The 21,260-nt window shown below is 66.5% G+C and carries 20 protein-coding genes and 1 tRNA gene; 13 read left to right on the top strand and 8 right to left on the bottom strand.

Features of this window, described 5'->3' with window-relative positions; translation table 11 throughout:
* The first annotated feature begins 308 nt into the window (after positions 1–308).
* From JUB10_RS01985 to JUB10_RS15130, 5 genes are all read left to right on the top strand, one after another.
* A complete protein-coding gene (locus JUB10_RS01985; RefSeq protein ID WP_207453800.1) occupies positions 309–1,277 on the top strand; it encodes a glycosyltransferase in 969 nt (322 codons plus the stop codon).
* Positions 1,274–2,632 (top strand): hypothetical protein, encoded by a 1,359-nt coding sequence (locus tag JUB10_RS01980; RefSeq protein WP_207453798.1) that lies wholly within the window; start codon positions 1,274–1,276, stop codon positions 2,630–2,632. The genes JUB10_RS01985 and JUB10_RS01980 overlap by 4 nt, the downstream gene beginning before the upstream one ends.
* Positions 2,633–2,903: 271 nt before the next feature.
* Positions 2,904–3,581, top strand: a complete 678-nt coding sequence (locus JUB10_RS01975; RefSeq protein ID WP_207453796.1) for a glycosyltransferase — start codon at positions 2,904–2,906, stop codon at positions 3,579–3,581.
* Between the two features lie 344 nt (positions 3,582–3,925).
* Positions 3,926–4,612 carry a glycosyltransferase family 4 protein gene (locus JUB10_RS01970; protein ID WP_207453794.1) on the top strand — a complete coding sequence of 229 codons (687 nt, stop codon included), beginning with the start codon at positions 3,926–3,928 and terminating at the stop codon, positions 4,610–4,612.
* The gene (locus tag JUB10_RS15130) at positions 4,605–5,180 is read left to right on the top strand and encodes a serine acetyltransferase (protein WP_374191677.1); all 576 of its coding nucleotides are present in this window, start codon (positions 4,605–4,607) and stop codon (positions 5,178–5,180) included. The genes JUB10_RS01970 and JUB10_RS15130 overlap by 8 nt, the downstream gene beginning before the upstream one ends.
* A gap of 25 nt (positions 5,181–5,205) precedes the next feature.
* On the opposite strand, the gene JUB10_RS14490 is transcribed toward JUB10_RS15130, so the two are convergent.
* The 3 genes from JUB10_RS14490 to JUB10_RS01950 form a co-directional block, all read right to left on the bottom strand.
* Complete coding sequence (locus JUB10_RS14490; RefSeq protein WP_242682014.1) at positions 5,206–5,793, bottom strand: serine O-acetyltransferase; 588 nt, start codon at positions 5,791–5,793, stop codon at positions 5,206–5,208.
* A complete protein-coding gene (locus tag JUB10_RS01955) occupies positions 5,780–6,547 on the bottom strand; it encodes a glycosyltransferase family 4 protein (RefSeq protein ID WP_207453790.1) in 768 nt (255 codons plus the stop codon). Before JUB10_RS01955 ends, JUB10_RS14490 begins: the two co-directional genes overlap by 14 nt.
* Before the next feature lie 367 nt (positions 6,548–6,914).
* Positions 6,915–8,138, bottom strand: coding sequence for a lipopolysaccharide biosynthesis protein (locus tag JUB10_RS01950; RefSeq protein WP_207453788.1), 1,224 nt, complete (start codon positions 8,136–8,138; stop codon positions 6,915–6,917).
* Positions 8,139–8,372: 234 nt separating this feature from the next.
* Here JUB10_RS01950 and JUB10_RS01945 point away from each other — a divergent pair, with 234 nt between their 5' ends.
* Positions 8,373–10,151 (top strand): ABC-F family ATP-binding cassette domain-containing protein, encoded by a 1,779-nt coding sequence (locus JUB10_RS01945; RefSeq protein WP_207453786.1) that lies wholly within the window; start codon positions 8,373–8,375, stop codon positions 10,149–10,151.
* A gap of 142 nt (positions 10,152–10,293) precedes the next feature.
* Entirely contained in the window at positions 10,294–12,048 is a 1,755-nt protein-coding gene (locus JUB10_RS01940; protein WP_242682013.1) for an S-layer homology domain-containing protein, read from the top strand.
* Positions 12,049–12,136: 88 nt separating this feature from the next.
* On the opposite strand, the gene JUB10_RS01935 is transcribed toward JUB10_RS01940, so the two are convergent.
* On the bottom strand, positions 12,137–12,667 hold the full coding sequence (locus JUB10_RS01935; RefSeq protein ID WP_307859048.1) for a helix-turn-helix domain-containing protein: 531 nt from the start codon (positions 12,665–12,667) through the stop codon (positions 12,137–12,139).
* A 60-nt stretch (positions 12,668–12,727) separates the two neighbouring features.
* Between JUB10_RS01935 and JUB10_RS01930 the strand changes: the two genes are divergently transcribed.
* Complete coding sequence (locus JUB10_RS01930) at positions 12,728–13,987, top strand: MFS transporter (protein ID WP_207453784.1); 1,260 nt, start codon at positions 12,728–12,730, stop codon at positions 13,985–13,987.
* A 195-nt stretch (positions 13,988–14,182) separates the two neighbouring features.
* Here the strand turns inward: JUB10_RS01930 and JUB10_RS01925 are convergent, their stop codons facing one another.
* Positions 14,183–14,530, bottom strand: coding sequence for an ArsR/SmtB family transcription factor (locus JUB10_RS01925; RefSeq protein WP_207453782.1), 348 nt, complete (start codon positions 14,528–14,530; stop codon positions 14,183–14,185).
* Positions 14,531–14,612: 82 nt separating this feature from the next.
* Between JUB10_RS01925 and JUB10_RS01920 the strand changes: the two genes are divergently transcribed.
* Together JUB10_RS01920 and JUB10_RS01915 are read left to right on the top strand one after the other, a co-directional pair.
* Positions 14,613–15,017, top strand: a complete 405-nt coding sequence (locus JUB10_RS01920; RefSeq protein ID WP_207453780.1) for an arsenate reductase ArsC — start codon at positions 14,613–14,615, stop codon at positions 15,015–15,017.
* Positions 15,018–15,019: 2 nt separating this feature from the next.
* Positions 15,020–16,330 carry an FAD-dependent oxidoreductase gene (locus JUB10_RS01915; protein ID WP_207453778.1) on the top strand — a complete coding sequence of 437 codons (1,311 nt, stop codon included), beginning with the start codon at positions 15,020–15,022 and terminating at the stop codon, positions 16,328–16,330.
* Between the two features lie 28 nt (positions 16,331–16,358).
* On the opposite strand, the gene JUB10_RS01910 is transcribed toward JUB10_RS01915, so the two are convergent.
* A complete protein-coding gene (locus JUB10_RS01910) occupies positions 16,359–16,850 on the bottom strand; it encodes a MarR family winged helix-turn-helix transcriptional regulator (RefSeq protein ID WP_207453769.1) in 492 nt (163 codons plus the stop codon).
* 270 nt (positions 16,851–17,120) lie between these two features.
* On the opposite strand from JUB10_RS01910, the gene JUB10_RS01905 reads away from it, so the two are divergent.
* Positions 17,121–17,192: transfer RNA gene (locus tag JUB10_RS01905), tRNA-Gln, on the top strand.
* A 3-nt stretch (positions 17,193–17,195) separates the two neighbouring features.
* Here the strand turns inward: JUB10_RS01905 and JUB10_RS01900 are convergent.
* Both JUB10_RS01900 and JUB10_RS01895 read right to left on the bottom strand, forming a co-directional pair.
* On the bottom strand, positions 17,196–17,630 hold the full coding sequence (locus JUB10_RS01900; protein ID WP_207453766.1) for a hypothetical protein: 435 nt from the start codon (positions 17,628–17,630) through the stop codon (positions 17,196–17,198).
* Between the two features lie 373 nt (positions 17,631–18,003).
* Positions 18,004–18,474, bottom strand: a complete 471-nt coding sequence (locus JUB10_RS01895) for a type II toxin-antitoxin system VapC family toxin (protein ID WP_207453764.1) — start codon at positions 18,472–18,474, stop codon at positions 18,004–18,006.
* 143 nt (positions 18,475–18,617) lie between these two features.
* On the opposite strand from JUB10_RS01895, the gene glmU reads away from it, so the two are divergent.
* Positions 18,618–20,039 carry a bifunctional UDP-N-acetylglucosamine diphosphorylase/glucosamine-1-phosphate N-acetyltransferase GlmU gene (gene glmU, locus JUB10_RS01890; RefSeq protein WP_207453763.1) on the top strand — a complete coding sequence of 474 codons (1,422 nt, stop codon included), beginning with the start codon at positions 18,618–18,620 and terminating at the stop codon, positions 20,037–20,039.
* A 1-nt stretch (position 20,040) separates the two neighbouring features.
* Positions 20,041–21,018 (top strand): ribose-phosphate diphosphokinase, encoded by a 978-nt coding sequence (locus JUB10_RS01885; RefSeq protein ID WP_207453762.1) that lies wholly within the window; start codon positions 20,041–20,043, stop codon positions 21,016–21,018.
* Positions 21,019–21,260: the final 242 nt, after the last annotated feature.

Genomic DNA, 21,260 nt, shown 5'->3' with positions numbered 1-21,260 from the left:
TCCGACAAGGCAAGTTCAGCCGGCCCCAGCCGGAAAGCCGTATAAGGTGTGGCTGCCGATGCAGAGGGGCTCCGCCCTAGCCAACTCGCGCGCGCTGCTCCTGGGTCGTTGCGCCTTCTGGCCTCACGGCTCGGGTCCCCCGATGTCGTTCATTCGAGGCGGACGCACCGCACATCGTATGGGGGAACTTGATGGGGAAGAGACAGCAAATCAGATCGATTGCAATAACCACCAACACCTTGGATGCAGGTGGCGCGGAACGGCAGAGAGTACTCCTAGCGAATGCACTTCGAAGTCAGGGGATCGAGGTGACGCTCTACCTACTACAGTCGACGGGCCCGCTGGAGCACGAGGTCGCGCATGGGGTGAGGCTCGAGGTCGTCCGCTTCTGGCGCGGGCCGCGCCGGTCGCATGATGCGATCGTGACGGGAACGACTAACACCGAGGTCGCGTTTGGTCTTCTGGCCCGCCTCGCGCGTCGCACATCTCGATGGCTCATCGCAATTCACAATCCGGTAGGACCAGGGGCGCCCCTACCCGCGCCGCTCGTCCTGCTCAGCTGCACAATCGCGGATTCGCTCATCGCGCTGACCTCGGGGCATGCCCGTGGAGTCGAGCATTACTGGGGAGTACGTCCGGATATGACCGTCAGCAACGCAATCGATACCTCGAAGTACCGGCGACAATCTGATCGAGCGCTTGATTGGGACGTGGGTTATATTGGGCGACTGGCGGCCGAGCATAAAGGTCTCGATCGGTTGCTGGCCGCCGCTGCAGCGCCCGAGGCTGAGAGATTCCGCTTCGCGATCGCAGGCTCCGGGCCGGACGAACAGAAGTTGAAAAGGCTCGCCGCGTCTCTGGGGATCGATGACAGGATCTCTTGGTTGGGGCATCAATCCCCCGAATGGTTCCTGCCGCGCGTCGGACTGCTCACCTTGCTTTCGCGGTACGAAGGGCAGCCACTTGTTCTGCTCGAGGCTGAGGCGGCTGGAGTACCACAAGTCGTTTCTGCGGATGCAGGAGTGGATCCTGGCGCTGCCAAGAAGATCGTCGACGCTGACGACGCCAACGCTGTAGCCGAAGCGTGGCGCGACACGCTCACTTCGAGGTCAGTAACCGCACTGCCTATCTCGGTCGTGAACAACTCCCCGACTGATATGGCGCGTGGGTACCTTGCCGCCCTTTCGGCTGATTCTGTGCGGATCCGCAGGATTAGGAACGTAGCGACGTTTCTGCATGCGCTGTTCGTGCCGAAGGCGAGTGGCGGTGCGAAATGAATGCATCGATAATACTCATTTTTCTTATTTCGGCCGCGGTCGCCGTATCCCTGCTGACCCGCCCCAAGTTGCTGGTTGCCATTGCGCTAGTCGCGGTGTTGTTCGTGCGCACGCTGACTCACCTGACAGGGCTGCAACAAGTCGACGTTCTGGATGACGCTCTCGTAGTTCTGTGCGTAATCTCGGGACTGATAGTAAGAATCAGACGAGGCAGGGCGGCGCATTACCCCGGCTTCGGATTCTTCTGTGCATTTGCCGTCGCCGGTGCTCTTAGTGGCGTCCTTCACCCTGAGTTAGACCTAACCGTCCTCGCGTCCGGCGTCTTCCTTGCGACGAAGGGTATCCTCTTCGGTTGGGCCGTGGCGCAGCTGGACTGGACCGAGTATGACGTAATTCGCAGTTTCAGGACCGGCGCGGTAGTCGTTGCCGTCATCCTGGGTTGCTGCATCGCGAATGCAGTTGCACCCGAGGCCTGGGCTGCGACGTTCTCCCCGCAAGGTGGGATCATCTACCGTTACGGGCTACCGTCGCTTATGGGGCCTTTCGTTCATCCCTTCGATCTCGCCTTCGTCGCATCCATGGCCGGCATCGCTGTTCTCGCGTACCGAATGCACATAGGCCGAGGCGCGCTGAGCATGATCCTGTTCGTCGGCACGGCGCTTGCGACCATCGGGTCTTTTCGCCGGAAGGACTCTCTAGGCCTGCTAGTGAGCAGCGGCGTGCTTGCAGCTGTCAGTCGGAATGCGAAGTGGTTAACAGTCGCTTTCGTGGCCCTCCCGATTGTAATTCTCCTCGCATGGGACGAGTTGCTCGAGGAGGCGCAAGCGCTAAGCTCTGCTTACTTCACAGTCGACAGTCGGGAAGCGCGAACGGTACTAACGCTAGGTGCCTACACTGTTGCCGGTGATTATTTCCCGTTTGGGGCGGGGTTTGGAAGGTACGGGTCACGCACGGCGGCAGTGAACTACAGCAACGAGTACCTGCGCTTAGGTTTCCACACGGTTCACGGATTGGGTTTCACGGAAGGTACCGGTAATTTTCTAACCGACACGTCTTGGCCTGCCATCCTTGGCGAGGCGGGAGTATTTGGTGCCGCCTTCTTCGTGCTAGGGCTGCTCGCGATGGCACGGCGGGCCTGGCGATGGAGAGCTCTTGACTCGCCCGCTGCGCGACTGCTGGGAACGACGGGAATCGGCTGGATCATCCTTACTTTGTTTCAATCCTTGGGCGCAGCGGTTTTCACAGCGCCGCCGGGCTTCGCCTTCCTCTTCGGTTTGGTCGGCATAGGAGCCGCGATCGAGCACGGGCGGCGTCGTGAGCCGCAGAGGAAAGAGAGGTCGCAGGAACTTGCTTGAGAACTATTCGATTCAGGCGTTGAGGGGGCTAAGGGTCCTGATCATCGCCTCAACTGGGGGGCATTTGGCTCAGGCAGAGAAATGGTCCCGCATCCTCGAATTCTCGCCCGATAGCCGGTTTGTCACGTTCCGGTCGCCTCAGAGCGAGGCGCTGCTCGCAGGGCGCTCTGTTCAGTACGTTCCCTACGTCCGTCCGAGGGGGTTCGGCGCAATTGTCCGTGCAGCCTCGAGTATCGCGGGCCAAGTTCACCGCGGCCAATTTGATGCCGTCATGAGCACGGGGGCAGGAGTTGCGCTGGCGGGGCTGCCGATTGCCCGGATGTTGAAGGTGCCCTACTTCTATATCGAAAGCGTCTCTCGCTTTGAGGGTCCGAGTCTGACGGGACGGCTCATGGAGTGGGTGCCGTTCGTGAGCCGCTTCGCGCAGCACGACGGTTACCGGAGCGACAAGTGGAAGCGTGTGAGGTCTCTCCTCGCGTCTTATCGCGTGGTCGCCTCGCCAACTGGCGACCTGTCTCGGCCGCTGAGTATATTCGTGTCACTTGGGACGATCGCGCCATATCGGTTCGACCGTTTAGTGGATTCGGTCCTGGCTTGTCTGCACCCGGACGACACTGTGACATGGCAGCTGGGAGTCACGGAACGAAGCGATTTGCCGGGTGCTGTTCACGGGCTTGTGCCTGCGGACGAGATGGCGCGCCTGATGCGTGATGCAGATGTCGTGGTCACGCACGCCGGTGTTGGCACGCTTTTAAATCTCCTCGATCAGGGGATGCTGCCGGTGGCGGTTGCGCGGCTGCGCGAACACGGCGAGCACGTCGATGACCATCAACTTCAAGTGCTGCAACGATTGTCGTCGCTCGGGCTGGCGGTATCTCCCGCGGCGTCGCTTGAACGCGCGCACCTGATTCAAGCAGCGGATAGCCGAGTAGTCCAGAGTTTCACTTGAGCGACGCACTGACTGTCATCCATTTCGGTGACGCTGCAAATGCTAGTGGGGGCATCGCGAGCGTGATTCGCCGCCACCTCGCGCGTGGGATGCAGAATGTGATTGTTCAGGCGTGCACAACGCATGATCCTGGCGATACCCACCTCAAGAGCCGACTCGCCTACTTCACGAGGGCCGCCAAGCTCGCGACTTCTCGCCGGCGGTTTGTGGGGCACGTGCACATTTCACAGCGAGGTTCCCTCCTTCGGGAGGGCTCGCTCCTTCTCCTGCTCCGCTTCGCGGGCCATCCGACCGTAGTCACACTTCACGGAAGCTCCTTAGCAGAGGCGGAAGTGATAACTCGGTTGATCCTGAAACTCCTTCTGCGATCGGCCTCGATTGTCCACGGCTTTGATGAGCGGTACCGGGCGCGCTACTCCGTCCCACTTAGCAAATGGAAGCAGTTACCCAACGACGTCGAGCTTCCGCCGAAGGTTGTCGGGGCCGACCGGCGTCGAAGAGCCGTCCTCTTCGCTGGGGAAGTTGGGCTTCGGAAAGGCATCGACATCGTTGAGGGCGCCTGGGACCGCGCTCTTGCGGACGCCGGTTGGGAGCTGCTCGTTGCCGGTCAGCCAACGCCCGCAGGAGCCGCGATCGCGGAGCGCCTTGCTCTGCAACCCTCGGTGACCATCCTTGGACCGCTCGCACACGATGATCTGCTGGCTCTTATGGCCTCGGTCTCCATCGTCATTCAGCCATCGAGGGCTGAAGCGTTCCCGATGACGGTATGCGAGGGTTTGGTGCGTGGATGCGCAGTGGTCGGAACGGACATCGGAGGCCTGGGCGCTCTGCTTGCTGGCGCTGAACAATTCGTAATCCGCGAGAGTTCTTCGCAGTTGCGCGACACTCTGAAGCATCTGGCCGAAGCGCCGGAAGCGCTGCGGCGAGCTCAACTCGCAGCCCGTGCATATGGCGAGCTCCGACTGGCGAGCGAACGCGTCACAGCAGAATGGGTGACACTCTACGGAAGGCTCGGCTTTACGGATGGATAAAGCGGAACACGATTGGCGGCACGTACTCGCTGCGGATATATGGTCGATGGGGATGTCCGATGCGCGCGGTCTGAGATTGCACACGAATCCTCTAATACGGTTCGTCAAAGCGCTTCGACGGGCCGAAGCGTGGAGGAATAGAAGTGGATTGGGGCGGCTCCTCTACTACACGTTCCGCTTCCTCTACGAACGGGAAGCCACCCGCCTAGGCTTCGATATCCCCTTGGGTGTGTTTGGCCCGGGGCTGTCCATCGCACATCGCGGCACGATCGTGGTGAACGGGGCAGCGCGGGTTGGCCGCAACTGCCGACTGCATCCTGGGGTGACGATCGGGGCGCACCGCGGTAGCGCGCCCACCATTGGCGATGACGTGTTCATTGGCCCATCCGTGTCTATCATCGGGGGCGTTAGCATCGGAAACGGAGCCGTGCTGAGCGCGAACGCGTCCGTGAACTTCGACGTGCCAGCGGGGGGAGTCGTTGTGCCGGCTCAGTCTCGTGTGCTGCCAGGAAAGGCATCCTGGGTGGCATCTGCAGGCGAATTGGGGCCACGCCTGTCGCCCAGATAGCTCTCAGGCGGCACGCATTCCTGGGTTAGGACAATCTTCTCCTGCTCTCCAGAACGACGCCCACGCCATCGTGTATCCAAGGCCCGGAGCCCTCCTGGCTGATTACCCGCGCCGGGTTCCCAGCAACGGTGGTGTGAGGAGGCACGTCTTTCGTGACTACTGCATTTGCTCCTATCGCGACGTTGTCGCCGACCTGTATGCCGCCGACCACGACTGCCCCTGCCCCCAGCCAAACGTTGTCTCCAAGTACGGGAGAGCCGTTCCTGCCCTGCCCGATAGTGACGTTCTGGTGGATGCGACAATTCTTCCCTATTCGCACATCCGGATTGATCACGATTCCCGGCGCATGTGCGATGTTGAACCCGGGTCCCGCCACCCCAAGCGGGATCTCTAGGCCCAAATGTAGGCCCAGGCGGTAACAGCGCAGGCGGAGGAAGCGGCCGTAAAGCCTTCCCAGGGTCCCCTTCTGGCCTAGCCAGTGCTCAGCGCGTCTGCGTTCGCGCTGGTACCTAAGTACCGGCTTTGTGTAGCGATAGCGCCAGCGCCAGCGCCCCGCCCCGATTGCGGCGAAGTCCGCGGCTATTGCGAAGTTCAACTGATCACGAGGCGACATTCGCGCAATCCTCAAGGAGTTTCACCCAGCGCGCCGCCATAGCGCTATCCGTAAATCGCTCTAGGAACACCCGCCGATTGGCTGTCCCCCATGTTATATCTGTTCTCGCCAGGTGCACCGCTTGCGCGATGCCCTCAGCGAGATCCTGAGGGGCGCAGCCGACGGAGTCCGGTAGCGCTTTCAACTGATCGCGGTTGCCCCCGACTGTCGTCATGACCAACCCACGGCCAAGCGCAGCAGCCTCCAGCGGCAGTAGATCAAAATATGCCACGCGGTTGGGTACGACTACTACATCTGCATCAAGCAGGTGTTCGGAAGGCGTCTCGCTCCAGCCCAAATTCTTGACATGAGCTGAATCGCGTGCCTGGAGCCCCGTCCCTAACGTTCGGAACTCAGCGGCGAAGTCTCGGCGGGCGAGGGTTTCAGCGGCATCGACGAAGAGATCGTAGCCCTTATGGGGAACGAAACGTCCAACGAAGATCACACCGATGCTTCCGTCCCTTCGTGGCCTCGGCTCGAAGTTGGATGCGGGCACTCCGGACTCTATGTACCGTGATTTGCTCGTGAGGCGGCCGTCGCCGTCGAACGCTGCGAAATATTCCGCTGCTGCGTCTCGCGTTGGAAAAACCACAAGGTCGGCTTCGTCAATGATCTGCTGCTCCGCTTTTCGGAAACCTGCGGTATCGAGCACGCGGCCCATCAACTCGGCTACCATCGCTTCTTCGTCGGCTTTGATCGAGGGGCTGTGTGGCATGTAGATTACCTGTTTCCCCTTCCGCCGTGCGCTCGCTACACGCGAGGGCGCCTGGTAGCCATGAAATACAACGGCGTCTGCCTCCTTTATGGCGCGCTCTAACGACCGGTTGGCCCCCGGGACTGTTCTCTCTAGCCGTTTCTGGAGCCCGCGAGCTTTGCTCGTGATCTTCTGAAGCGGGCCAGTGGCCTGCCGACTGAAGCGGCTGCGTTTCCCTGCTTCCCGGCCCCAATACGAGAATGTCATACCGGCTGCCTGCACGGTACGAAGGCCCGAACGCAGATTGTACAGGTAACCCGCCGGTCCGCCGCCCGGAGCGATTTGATCGGCGACAAACAATACATTCCGCGATACCTGACTCATGCTTTCAATCATCCTTACCTGATGTCCGTATCGCAGCGCGAAGCGCGAGAAGTTGATATAGCAGCACGGTTACCTCGGCGAGAGCCACCGCCAGGCCAACTCCGACTGCGCCGTTTGTCATGCCCAGTGTTGCGGCTGCGGACAAGCCGACTACCGCGCCAAGCATCGTACTTCGGAAAACAGCGGGAAAGCGCCCAAGTGGCGCCAAGCCCGACAGGCCTATCACCCCTGTAACAATCACGCAGCTTGTCGCTACGCCGAGTGGCGCGGCCAATTGCCAAGGAACGAACACCTCTCCGCCGGACAACAGGCTCCCGGCAGCCGGCAGTGCCAACGCTAGTGCCGCGCCGCACATGAGTGCGAGCGGCGCAACGTATTTGAGGGCCAGTCGGAGGCGGCGAATCGTCTCCGGAACATCGCCACCCGCGGGTACATAACCCTGCGCAGCTTGAGATACAGGTTGCAAAGCTCGAAGAGCAAAGCGCTGCAGACGGTCGGCCATGGCATAAACCGGAGCTGCGGCAGGTGCGATCAGCGAGAGAATTACAAGCGGGGCGGAAACGTACAGGGTTGCTGTCAAGCTCATCCCCACAGGGCCAAGTTGCGACCTCAAGCCATCGGCCGTCTTCGGTGCCGCCTGAGCGGGCTTCGGATAGCGACGCAGGACGTCGAAGCTGGTTAACGCGCACGCCGTGGCTGCCCCTAGCAACTGAAGTAGAACGAATGCCCAGAGCGAGCCACCGAGGAGAAGGGTGATAGCTCCGGCTAATGTGCCACCTGCGCGAGGGATGGTGTCAATGCTGAGGAGCCTGAGCGGTCTCGCTTCCCCGATCAGGAACCAACTTGCGCCTAGCGCAAGCGTGAGAGCCGTGAGGGCTGCCACGAAATTTGCTTCAGTCTCAGAATTGGCTGGGGAACTGAATGTGAGAGCGACATAAGTGAGGGGTGCGAAAATAAAAAGGAGGGTCAGCCGTGGCAGGACCGACTGCCGGAAATATGAGGCTCTTTCCCAATCGCTATAGGCCGCAACCTTAGCTGGTCCAAGTAGAGGCCATCCCAGTCCGATTACGACGCCGGCGATTGAACCGACGGCCTGACCAACTGCTAGCCCGGCCCACGCGGCTGCTCCTGTCGCTTGAATGACGATTGGTATGGTCAGGAAGTTCACCGACATCGAAAGGAGAATCCCGAAACCGTAGGATCCTGCGAGGGTGATGATGCGGTGCAAGCAAGCTCCTCGTTCCGGGGACTACTGGGCCTTCAATTTGGTGTGAGGCGCCACGGAGGATCCTACGAGCCGAGCCCGCCCCTGGCCGTCTGTCTCGTTCGCCTGCCCCTGGCCGTCTGTCTCGTTCGCGGCCTAAGAGTCACCGTTGACGTCGAAGTCTGCGTGGCGCGTCCGGGGGCTGGCAGTCTCGCTGGCCCTGCCCGGGATCGATCTGCCGCCGCCTAGGCTCTCGGGGTGGCACATCTCCTCGGCGCAGAAGGCATCGGACTCGAGTTCCCGACCCGCACCGTGTTCGAGGACGTCACGCTCGGCGTGAACGAGGGCGACCGGATCGGCATCGTCGGACGCAACGGCGACGGAAAGTCGACGCTGCTGAAGATCCTGTCCGGGCGCCTCGAGCCGGACCGCGGCAAGGTGACGCGGCGCGGCGGCACGACGATTGGGTACCTCGAGCAGGCCGACGTGATCCCCGAGACCGAAACGGTCGCGCACGCGACTGTCGGTGAGCGTCCGGAGTACGAGTGGGCAGGCGACGCGCGCGTGCGCGACGTGCTCGGCGGGCTCGTTCGCGACCTGCCGTGGGAGGCGACGATCGGCTCGCTGTCCGGCGGGCAGCGTCGCCGGGTCGCGCTCGCCAAGCTGCTCGTCGACGACTGGGACGTGCTGTTCCTTGACGAGCCGACGAATCACCTCGATGTCGAGGGGGTCGCCTGGCTCGCGGAGCACCTGAAGAAGCGATGGTCGCCGTCATCTGGCGGCCTGCTCGTCGTCACGCACGACCGGTGGTTCCTCGACGAGATCTCCACCTACACCTGGGAGGTGCACGACGGCATCGTCGAGCCCTTCGAGGGCGGATACGCGGCATACGTGCTGCAGCGCGTCGAACGAGACCGGATGGCAGCGGCATCCGAGGCGAAGCGGCAGAACCTGATGCGCAAGGAGCTCGCCTGGCTGCGTCGCGGCGCCCCTGCCCGCACGAGCAAGCCTAAGTTCCGCATCGACGCGGCCAACGAGCTCATCGAGAACGAACCGCCCGTGCGCGACAAGGTCGCGCTGTCGCAGCTCGCGGTGTCGCGCCTCGGCAAGGACGTGGTCGACATCCTCGACGCCGGCGTGAGCTACGGCGACAAGACGGTGCTCGCGGATGTCACCTGGTGCATCGCGCCGGGGGAGCGCACCGGCATCTTGGGCGTGAACGGTGCCGGCAAGTCCACCCTGCTCGGGCTCGTCTCGGGCACGGTCGAGCCGACCGCGGGTCGCGTGAAGCGTGGCAAGACGGTGCGCATCGCGACGCTGTCCCAGCAGCTCGGCGAGCTCGAGGAGGTGCTCGACGACCCGGTGCGGATCGTGATCGGACGGCTGCGCACCTCGTACGTCGCCGGCGGCAAGGAGCTCACGCCGGGGCAGCTGCTCGAGCGGCTCGGCTTCTCGAGCGCGCAGCTGTCGACGCCGGTGCGCGACCTTTCCGGAGGACAGAAGCGGCGGCTGCAGCTGCTGCTCATCCTGCTCAGTGAGCCGAACGTGCTGATCCTCGACGAGCCGACCAACGACATGGACACCGACATGCTCGCCGCGATCGAGGACCTGCTCGACTCGTGGCCGGGAACGCTGCTCGTCGTGTCGCACGACCGGTACCTGCTCGAGCGCGTGACCGACCAGCAGTACGCGGTGCTGAACGCGCACCTGCGGCATCTGCCGGGTGGCGTCGAGGAGTACCTCCGCCTGCGCGCCGTCGAGCAGGCTGCTGTTCCCACGTCTGCGGCGGCTGCCCCTGCCCCTTCTTCGGGGCTCGCGGGAGCCGAGCGACGCGACGCCCAGAAGGAGCTGCGGGCGATCGAGCGGCAGCTGCAGAAGGCGGAGGAGGAGCGGCTGAAGCTCCACGCGAAGTTCGCCGAGCACGACCAGTCGGACTTCTCGGGGCTGTCGCAACTGCAGGGCCAGCTCTCGGCCGTCGAAGCGCGCGAGGGGGAGCTTGAGGAGCGGTGGTTGGAGCTCAGCGAGTTGCTGGGGTAGGCGGACGTTGGGGGACGAAGTGCTTCGTGCGACGGTTCCTGGTGGAGCCGTTCGAAAGGCGAGGGAATATTCAATAGATTTGGAGGCTATTCCTAGCTAGGGTGAGCCCGAATCCCGTCCACCACCCGAGAGAGGCGGCCTCATGTCGTCCCTGCTCCACCCTTCCCGTCCAAAGTCCACCCGCTCGATCGCAGCTGCTGTCACGGCCCTGCTCGTGCTCGCGGCGCTTCTCATCGCGACTCCTGCGTACGCAGCAGAAGTCGTTGAGATCGAACCCAACTCCTCAACCGCGACGGCGCAGCCGCTCGCGCTCGGCGACACCATGCGTGCAAGCTTCCGCACCAGCGGCGACTGCGACAACAACTTCTACGACTGCGACACCTATCGAGTCTCGGCCACTAGCCAAGGTCGTCTGACCCTCGACCTCCGCTTTTCCGACGCGCTCGGCACCGACAGTGCACTCACCTTGTCGGTGCTGGACAAGGCCGGGACCGTCACGTACCGGCATGAGGTCTCGTCGAGCGACTACGACGGCAGCAACCTCCGCGGTCTGGCCATGTTCGTCGACTCCGGTGTCTCGTACGTCCAGCTCAAAACAAGAGTCAGCACTTTCTCCAGCGCGCCCGTGTGGAAGGGGCAGGCCTACACGCTGAAAGCGACTGTGGCGGCGATGCCGTCTGAAACCGAACGCAATGCAACGACCGCCACGGCAGACGTCATCGCCCTCGGCCAGAAGATCTCCGGTTCGACCTTCAACGGCGACTGCAACAACAACTTCTATGACTGCGATTTCTTCCGCGTTTCACTGCCCGCCGCTTCGAGACTCAGCGTGGACTTCCGCTTCCCGTGCAACCTCGGGACAGAGGACCTCTATCGACTGACGATTTACGACACGTCGGGCGGGTTGATCTCGGAGACGGTGCTGAAGGGTGCCGACTGTGATGGCGCGACGATGCGCGCTGTCGCCGCCTCCGCGGCCGCCGGCAATGCGTACATCCGTGTCTACTCCCGAGCGGGCAGGGTCACCAGCGGACAGCCCTACAACCTCACGGTGAGCGGCGTCCTCAGTTCCGCGACCCCCACCATCACCGGCTCGGGTGCAGTCGGTAGCACTCTGACCGCGAACGCCGGAACCTGGAGCCCCGCGCCCGTCTCGCTGAAGTACCAGTGGCACCGCAACGGAACTGCCATCAGCGGTGCGACCGCCTCGACATACAAGGTGGCAGCCGCTGACGCAGGCTCGACCCTGACCGTCAAGGTGACGGGCTCGAAGGCGGGCTACCTCAGCGCGACCACGACCAGCGCGGGCAAGGCCGTGCCGGCGCCGATCTCGTTCACCGACGTTCCTCGAGAGGCTCAGTTCTCGAACGAGATCGGCTGGGTTGCTGCCAGGGGAATCTCCACCGGCTGGGTCGAGGCGAACGGCACGCGCACGTACCGTCCGCTCCAGCCCGTCGCCCGGGACGCGATGGCCGCGTTCCTCTACCGCCTGGCGGGCAGCCCGCCGTACTCGCCGCCGACCACGTCGCCCTTCTCGGACGTGCCGACGAGCAACCAGTTCTACAAGGAGATCTCCTGGCTCGCCGCTGAAAAGATCTCCACGGGTTGGCCTGGCCCGAACGGGACCAAGACCTTCCGCCCGCTGGAGCCGGTCAACCGGGATGCGATGGCCGCGTTCATGTATCGCTTCAAGGACGAGCCCGCATACACGCCTCCGGCGGTGTCGCCCTTCTCCGACGTCCGGACTGACAACCAGTTCTACAAGCAGATCAGCTGGCTCGCGTCGGAGGAGATCTCGACGGGCTGGGGCGAAGCGAACGGCTCGCGCACGTACCGCCCGCTGCAGCCGGTCGCTCGCGACGCCATGGCGGCCTTCATGTACCGCTTGATCAACTAGCCGGCGCGCGGTCCGGCACAACGGACCGACGAGCCTTACACGACGTGCCCTGTCGCCTCTCGGTGACAGGGCACGTCGTCTTCGGGCGTCATGCGTCGCCCTTGAGCTGCTGCCGATCCGGGTGCGCCGCCACGAACACCGAGGTGAACTCGCCCTCGGCATCCGGCGTCAGCGAGTACTGGACGATGAGTTCTCGCATGCGCTGGTAGAGCTCGTCCTGGCGGTGCTTCGTCAGCTTCAGTCCCATGCGGATCAGCGCGAGATCCTCGGGCGGCACGCCCTCGATCTCCTGCAGGAACGTCTCGACGAGCACGGGCATCATCTCCGCGGTGCCCGAGTGCCACGACAGACCCGTCGCCCGATAAGGCACCTCGCGGGCGCCGCGGGCGCCGCGGCGGGGTTCCTCGGCGGCCAGGAAGCCGTGCTCCGTCAGCGCCCGCACGTGATGCAGCATGCTGCCCGGGTTCACGCCGAGCAGGTCCGCGAGCTCCTTGTTGGTCCGCGGTTCGTGCAGGCAGAGGCGGAGGATCCGCATGCGCAGCGGGGAGGCGAGCGCGCGGGCGCGCTGCATCCGTTCCTCGTCCGTCGGCTCAGGGGCGCCGAACTCGTCCTGCGACACGACCCAAGGCTAGACCTGAAGCGATTGACAAGTCCCAATCACTCGGCGGACACTCCCTGCGTGAGCATCGAGACGACCGAGTCGCACGTCCTGAAGGACCGCAACTTCCGGCTGCTCTGGGGCGCCGATGGCATCAGCCAGTTCGGCACTCAGCTAGCCGGCATCGCGATCCCGGTCATCGCCGTCGAGCTGCTCGGGGCGGGCGCTCTCGAGCTCGGCGCTCTCGAGGCCGCGAGCAGCGCCGCCTTCCTCCTCGTCGGACTTCCGGCGGGAGCCTGGGTCGACCGGATGCTGAAGCGGCGCGTGCTCATCGCGGGCGATCTCGTGCGGGCGCTCGCACTCGCGGTCATTCCGCTGCTCTGGCTCGCGGGCGCGCTGGAGTTCTGGCACCTCGTCGCGGTCTCGGCGATCGTCGGTATCGCGACGGTGTTCTTCGACGTCGCCTACCAGAGCTACCTCCCGATCCTCGTCGGCGGGGCGCAGCTGAGGCAGGGCAACTCGGTGCTGCAGGCCACCGCGGAGGTCGCGCGCATCGGCGGCCCCGGCGTCGGCGGCGCGCTGCTCACGGTGCTGCAGGCACCGCTGCTCGTGCTGGGCAACGCCGTCTCCTACGTGCTGTCGGCGCTCATCGTGCTGTTCATCCGCGACCGCGAGCAGCCGAGCGACCCCGACGAGCGCCGGCCGCTGCACGTCGAGATCGCCGAGGGCGTGCGCTTCGTGCTGGGGCAGCGGCTCATCCGCAGCGTCGCGTTAGCGACGGCGTCCTTCAACTTCTTCGCCACCCTCGTGTTCACGCTCTACCCGCTGCTCGTGCTCGAGCAGCTCGGGCTGTCGCCGGCGGTGCTGGGGCTGACGTTCTCCGTGGCATCCGTCGGCGGGCTGCTCGGCGCGGTGCTCACCCCGCGTGCCGCGAAGCTCTTCGGCGAGGCCCGCGTCATCCCGCTCTCCGCCGTGCTCGGCGCGATCGCCCTCGTGCCGATCCCGCTCGCCGCCCTGCTGCCGGATGCCGCGATCGCGCTGCTCGTCGCCGGGCAGTTCCTCACCTCGTTCACGATCGTCGTCTACAACGTCACCCAGGTCACGATGCGCCAGCGGCTCTGCCCGCCGAAACTGCTCGGCCGCATGAACGCGTCGATCCGGGTGCTCGTCTGGGGCGTCATGCCGATCGGCGCGCTGCTCTCCGGCGTGCTCGGCGAGGCGCTCGGAGTGCTGCCCGTGTTCTGGATCGGCGTCGTCGGCACGTTCCTCGGCTGCGGGTTCGTCGTGTTTTCGCCGCTGTCGCGCATGCGGGAGCTGCCGAAGGAGCAGGTCGTGGTGTGAGCTCGGGCCGGCGGCACGGCGGTGCTCGGTCTCGATGTCCGCTTCGCGGGTATCGACCGCCGGGGGGACGATCCAGCCGCGAGAGCGGCGCGAAGCGCCGACTGCCCACGGTGCCGGCGGCGCACTCGGCGGTCGACGGTGCACTCAGCGCTACGCGGCGCACTCATGCCTGCAGGAGCGAGCCGCCGGGCGGCGTCAGACCGTGCGGAGGAGCCCCGCGAGCGAGTCGAGCGCGCCCGGCACGAGCGAGTAGTACGCCCATGTGCCGCGCTTCTCACGGGTGAGGATGCCGGCGTCGACGAGCACCTTGAGGTGGTGCGACACCGTCGGCTGCGAGAGTCCGAGCGGCTCGGTGAGGTCGCACACGCAGGCCTCCGCGCCCTCGTGCGCCGCGACCATCGAGATGAGCCGCAGCCGGGCGGGGTCGGCGAGGGCCTTGAGCGAGCGAGCGAGCGCGTCGGCGTTGTCGGCCTCGAGGGGCTCCCGGGTGAGTGGAGCGCAGCACGCGGTGACATCCGTCAGCGACAACTCGATCATGGCCATGAAGGGATCCTGCCATACATTGACGCTCATCGATATGTGCTGCCATACTCGCGGCATCGACCGTCATCGATGAAGGAGCACCATGGCCGAGAAGCCCACCGTCCTGTTCGTCTGCGTGCACAACGCCGGCCGATCGCAGATCGCCGCAGGGTACCTGCAGCACCTCGCGGGCGACCGCGTCGAGGTGCTCTCCGCCGGCAGCGAGCCGAAGGACCAGATCAACCCCGTGGCGATCGAGGCCATGGCGGAGGAGGGCATCGACATCGCCGGCAACACCCCGAAGGTGTTGACGGTCGACGCGGTCAAGGCCTCCGACGTCGTCATCACGATGGGCTGCGGCGATGCCTGCCCCATCTTCCCCGGCAAGCGGTACGAGGACTGGGCGCTCACCGACCCGGCCGGCAAGGGCATCGAGACCGTTCGCGAGGTGCGCGACGACATCAAGGCCCGCATCCAGACGCTCCTCGGCGAGATCCTCCCCGCCTGACCATGACGCTCACACTCACCGTCCCCAGCCGAACGGATGCCACCGAGCGGGCGGCCCTCCCTGTGGCCGTCATCGGCGCCGGCCCGATCGGCCTCGCCGCCGCCGCCCATCTGCTCGAACGCGGCCTCGACGTCGTCGTGCTCGAAGCCGGCGCCTCCGCCGGCGCCTCCGTGTCGCAGTGGGGCCACACCCGGTTGTTCTCGCCGTGGTCCGAGCTCGTCGACGCGGCATCCGCCCGCCTGCTCGAGCGCTCTGGCTGGACCTCGCCCGACGCCGCGCGCCTGCCCGACGGGCACGAGCTCGTGGCCGAGTACGTCGAACCGCTCGCCGCGGCGCTGTCGCCTCGGATCCGTTACTCGACGCGGGTGACCGCCGTCTCCCGCCGCGGCATGGACCGCACCCGCACCGCCGGCCGCGCCGACGCGCCCTTCCTGCTGCGGGTGGAGACGCCCGCCGGTCGCTCGTCGGTGCTGGCCCGCGCCGTCATCGACGCCTCGGGCACCTACTCGTCGCCGAACCCGCTGGGCGCCGCAGGACTGCCCGTCACCGCGGACGGCATCGTGCACGCGCTGCCCGACGTGCTCGGTCGCGACCGCGAGCAGTTCGCCGGCCGGCACACCCTCGTGGTCGGCGCGGGTCACTCGGCCGCGAACACGCTGCTGAAGCTCGCGGCGCTGGCATCCGAGGTGCCCGGCACGACCATCAGCTGGGCGATCCGCAACGCCTCGCCCGTGCGTGTGTTCGGGTCGGATGCCGACGAGCTCGCCGCCCGCGGACGGCTCGGTTCCGCCGTGCACGACCGCGTGCGCGCAGGCACGATCGCGTTGATCGACCGGTTCGAGATCGACGACGTGCTGCCCGGGTTCCGGGTGGTCGGGCGCCGCGGGGGAGAGGACACGACCCTCGACGCCGACGTCGTGGTGAACGCGACCGGCTTCCGGCCGGACCTCGAGATGCTGCGCGAGATCCGGCTGGGGCTCGACGAGGTGGTCGAGGCGCCGCGCGCGCTCGCGCCCCTCATCGACCCGAACGAGCACAGCTGCGGAACGGTGCGCCCGCACGGGGTCGCCGAGCTGACGCATCCGGAGCCCGACTTCTACGTCGCCGGCATGAAGAGCTACGGCCGCGCGCCCACCTTCCTGCTGCTCACCGGCTACGAGCAGGTGCGGTCGATCGCGGCCGAGCTCGCGGGCGACCGCGCCGCGGCGCGCGACGTGCAGCTCGTGCTGCCGGAGACCGGGGTGTGCTCGTCTGGGGCCGGCGCGAGCTGCGACGTTCCGGCGGCTGCGACGGCCGGGGGCTGCTGCGCCTGACGCCGGTCGTACGCCCTTCTCGGGGGCCTCAGTCGAAGTCGAGGCTGAGCTTGCGCAGCAGCGCGGCGAGCTTGTCCTGGTCGCCGTGGCTGAGGCCCTCGAGCATCGTGCGCTCGGCGGCGAGCAGGAGGCTGATCGCGGCGTCGACGCGCTCGCGCCCGGCATCCGTCATCGTCACGAGCACGCCGCGTCCGTCGCGCGGATCGGTGCGTCGCTCGACGAGACCGCGGGACACGAGCCGATCGATGCGGTTGGTCATCGTGCCGCTCGAGACGAGGGTCTCGTGCAGCAGCGACTTCGGGCTCAGCTGATACGGCGACCCCGCGCGGCGCAGGGCGCTCAGCACGTCGAACTCCCACGACTCGAGCTCGGTCGCCTGAAACGCGGTCTTGCGCTGCCGGTCGAGGTGCTTCGACAGCCGGTCAACCCGGCTCAGTACCTGCAGCGGGGCGAAGTCGAGGTCGCTCCGCTCGCGGCTCCAGGCGTCGACGATGCGGTCGACCTCGTCGGCTGCGTGCATCCGCTCATTATGGCGGGGCGGCGGACACTCGGGCTGAGCCGCCAGCGCCAGCGCCCTCGGGCTGCCCCGCCCTGCCGCGGACGCTCGGGGGTGCGCCGCCCGCGCTGCCGGACGAGGTCACGCCGAAGCGACGAAGTCACATCGTGCAATGGGGCGATCTGGTCGGTCTGGTGTGATCTCGCCCGCTGGTGCTCACCAGGCGGACGCCGACGGCGACGGATGCCGCGGCCGCCCTCTGGCAGACTTGACCGCGCGTCCCGCGGGGCGTGGTCCGCCCTGGTGTAACGGCAGCACGACAGCCTTTGGAGCTGTTAGGACCAGGTTCGAATCCTGGGGGCGGAGCTCCTACTTCCCGCTCGCGAGCATCGCCTCGATCACGAAGCGGTCGGCCTCGGTGTTCCGGCGCAGGCGTCCGCGGGTGTCGTGGTCGAGGTCGGCGGCGGCGATCGTGAGCAGGCGCAGGCCGTGCTCGGGGATGAGGTCGCGGCGCCGCTGGTCGTAGAGGGCGCGCTGAAGTCCGCGGTGCACGCCGGACACCGTCATCCGGTCGGGCTTGTCGAAGAACACGACGGCCTCGTCATGCTGCCGCTCCGCGTATTCGACGACGAGCCCGAGCTCCTCGTAGAACGCGTCGACCGGCAGCGTGGTGCCGCTCGGGCGCGACGGGGACGGGTCGCCGCGCAGCCAGTCGAAGCGGTGCTGGCGGCTGGCGGTGAGCCCGAGGATCGCGTCGCAGAGGTCAATCACGTAGTGCTCGTCGCTGTCCGCCCGGCGTGCCATGCGCTGCCCCTTCCCGCGTAGGAACGCGAGCCTAGAGGCATCCGCCGATGGGGCGGCTCTTCTGCTGCCTGCGGCTCGTTGGGAGTGGCAGCACTTGATGGACCCGTCGCGCCTCGCCTCTCGGCCAGGCGCTCACGCACTTGCCCGCCTGTCTGGAACCTGGAGGACTAGCCGCGCTTGTCACAACCAGCCGCGAACGATTGCGGCTGGAGGTGACTATCGCTGCTGATCGTCGTGCTGCACCGCGCGGTCGCGGCCATGCGCCGGCCGCCATGCGTTGTGGCGCTCGATCGGCAGCGCGTGCGGCGGCACCCTGGCGCCCCGGTCTCGCTACGCCGCTGTCGCGGCTGCTCGACCGAGGGTCGGTGGCAGCTCAGGACGCGGCAGCGCGCTTGCGCTTCGGGGCCGCCTTCGGCACGGCGGGCAGCGCCACCGGCTCTTCGGGCCCCGTCGTGAGCGCCTCGATGCCGACGATCGGCACGATGCCGTTGCTCGTGCGGATCAGCTGCTCGTCGAGGGTCACGAAGGCGTCGGCCTGCAGGCGGGTCAGCGCGAGGTACTCGGTGCCGTAGGTCGCGGCCCAGTTCAGCTCGGTCGCCATCTTCCAGGCGGTGCGACGCAGCACGGCGTCGCCGAGCAGGCGCACCTTGATGCGGTTGGCCTGCTCGAGGCGGGCGAGCGCGGTCGCCTCGTCGAGCTCGCCGTGCCAGACCGCCTCGTGCATGGCGGAGAGGGTGTGCGAGCGCAGCAGGGTCGGGGCGAGCAGCTCGTGCTCGGGGGCGACGGCGAGATTCTCGGCCGCGAGGTGAAGCAGGGCGGTGGCGTCGACGACGAAGCGGGTCATGGGGGATGGCTCCTTCCGGCACCGCAGACGCTAGGGGTGACGCCACCTGAGTGGGGGTAGGCGCGCCCCGTGCCACGCACTGTTGCGGACCCCGCAATTCGTGCCCCGTCCGACGCGCAGGCGGGCACTGACAGAATCGAGCCATGGTCGATTCCCGTCTCGCCGTCGTCGTGCTCGCCGCCGGAGCCGGCACGCGCATGAAGTCCGCCAAGCCGAAGGTGCTGCACGAGCTCGCCGGCCTGCCGATCCTCGGGCACGTGCTCGCGACGGCGCGGGAGCTCGACCCCGCCCACGTGCTCACCGTCGTGCGGCACGAGCGCGACGCCGTGGCATCCGCCATCTCCGACCTGCTGCCCGAGGCGACGATCGTCGACCAGGACGAGATCCCCGGCACCGGACGCGCCGTCGAGGTCGCGCTGCACGCGCTGCCCGAGGGCTTCGACGGCGAGGTCGTCGTCGTGTCCGGTGACGTGCCGCTGCTCGACGCGCAGACCCTCGCCGGACTGATCGCCGCGCACCGGGGGAGCGGCGCCGGCGCCACTGTGCTGAGCGCGATCCTCGACGACGCCACCGGCTACGGACGCATCGTCCGCGGCACCGATGGCTCCCTCGACCGCATCGTCGAGCACAAGGACGCGACGGATGACGAGCGTGCGATCACCGAGATCAACTCCGGCACCTACGTCTTCCGCGCCCCCGACCTGCGCGAGCAGCTCGCCAAGGTCGGCACCGACAACGCGCAGGCCGAGAAGTACCTCACGGATGTCCTGGGCTTGCTGCGGCAGGCGCAGGTGCCGATCGACGCGGTGCCTGTCGCCGAGAGCTGGCTCGTCAACGGCATCAACGACCGCGCTCAGCTCGCCGACACCGCCGGGCGCCTCAACGCGATGATCGTGCGCGGCTGGCAGCTCGCGGGCGTCACGATCCTCGATCCCGCGTCGACCTGGATCGACCTGAAGGTCAAGCTCGAGCCCGACGTCGAGATCCTGCCCAACACCCAGCTCAAGGGTGCGACGACGATCGCGTCTGGTGCGGTCGTGGGCCCCGACACGACGCTCGTCGACACCGAGGTCGGCGCGAATGCCGTCGTGAAGCGCACGGATGCCACGCTCTCGGTGATCGGCGAGGGCGCGACGGTCGGGCCGTGGGCCTACCTGCGGCCGAACACGAAGCTCGCCGCCGACGGCAAGATCGGCACCTTCGTCGAGACGAAGAACGCGACGATCGGCGAGGGCAGCAAGGTGCCGCACCTCAGCTACATCGGCGACACCGAGGTCGGTGTCGGCGCGAACGTCGGGGCGGGAACGATCACCGCGAACTACGACGGCGTCAACAAGCACCGCACCGTCGTCGGCTCCCACGTGCGCACCGGCTCGCACAACGTGTTCGTGGCCCCCGTTAGAATCGGGGACGGAGCCTATACGGGCGCCGGCACGGTCGTCCGCAAGGACGTTCCCGCAGGCGCACTCGCGATCAACGTGGCTCCGCAACGCAACATGGACGGCTGGGTCTCCAAGAACCGGCCGGGCACCAAGGCCGCGGAGGCGGCGGAGAGCGGGAGCTGACTTGACGGGAATCACGAGCTCCGGCGAGAAGCGACTCGTCCTCGTCACGGGCCGTTCGCATCCGGAGCTCGCGGAGGCCATCGCCTCCGAGCTCGGCAGCGAGCTGCTCCCGTGCGAGACCCGCACCTTCGCGAACGGGGAGATCTACGCCCGCTTCGACGAGAGCGTCCGTGGCTCGGATGTCTTCGTCATCCAGTCGCACACGGCCCCGATCAACGAGTGGCTCATGGAGCAGCTCATCATGGTCGACGCGCTCAAGCGGGCATCCGCCAAGCGCATCACGGTCGTCGCGCCGTTCTACCCGTACGCCCGCCAGGACAAGAAGGGCCGGGGCCGCGAGCCCATCTCGGCCCGCCTCGTCGCGGACCTGTTCAAGGCCGCCGGCGCCAACCGCATCATGAGCGTCGACCTGCACGCCGCTCAGATCCAGGGCTTCTTCGACGGTCCCGTCGACCACCTGTTCGCGATGCCCGTGCTCATGGAGCACTTCCGCGCGAAGCTCGACCCGGCGACCCTCACGGTCGTCTCGCCCGACATGGGCCGCGTGCGCGTGGCCGACATCTGGAGCGACAAGCTCGGCGTGCCGCTCGCGATCATCCACAAGCGCCGCGACCCCCGCGTCGCGAACCAGGTCGAGGTGCGCGAGATCGTCGGAGAGGTCGAGGGCCGCGTCTGCCTGCTGGTCGACGACCTGATCGACACCGGCCGCACGATCGCGAAGGCCGCCGAGGCGCTGAAGAAGAACGGCGCCACGAAGGTCGTCGTCGGGGCCACGCACGCGGTGTTCTCCGACCCCGCCGTCGAGCTGCTTTCGAACGAGTTCATCGACTCGGTCGTCGTCACCGACACGCTCCCGCTGCCGCCCGAGAAGCGCTTCGACAAGCTCGAGATCCTGCCGATCGCGCCGCTCATCGCCCAGGCGATCCAGGCCGTCTTCGACGACGCCTCGGTCACGGCGATGTTCGACGGGGCCGCGTAGCGCCCACCCGTCGGCCTCACCCGTCGGTCGCGTAGCCCGCGCAGCGGGCGTATCGAGACCTGTCCGCACGCGTCGCTCGGGTAGCCCGCGGAGCGGGCGCATCGAGACCTGCTTCCACCGGCACGCTCGGCTCCGTGCAGCGGGCATTGCGACCCGTCGAATCGTCACGAACCGGCATCCCATCGCGTAGCCGGTCTGCTATCGCATGCCGGATCGGCGCTGACGTGCCCGGTTGCGCTCCT

The sequence above is a fragment of the Desertivibrio insolitus genome (genome assembly GCF_017355965.1).
In the GTDB taxonomy this organism is placed as follows: domain Bacteria; phylum Actinomycetota; class Actinomycetes; order Actinomycetales; family Microbacteriaceae; genus JAFIQW01.
Note: the sequence above shows the minus strand (reverse complement) of the source record. Positions and strands in the feature narration are given on the sequence as shown.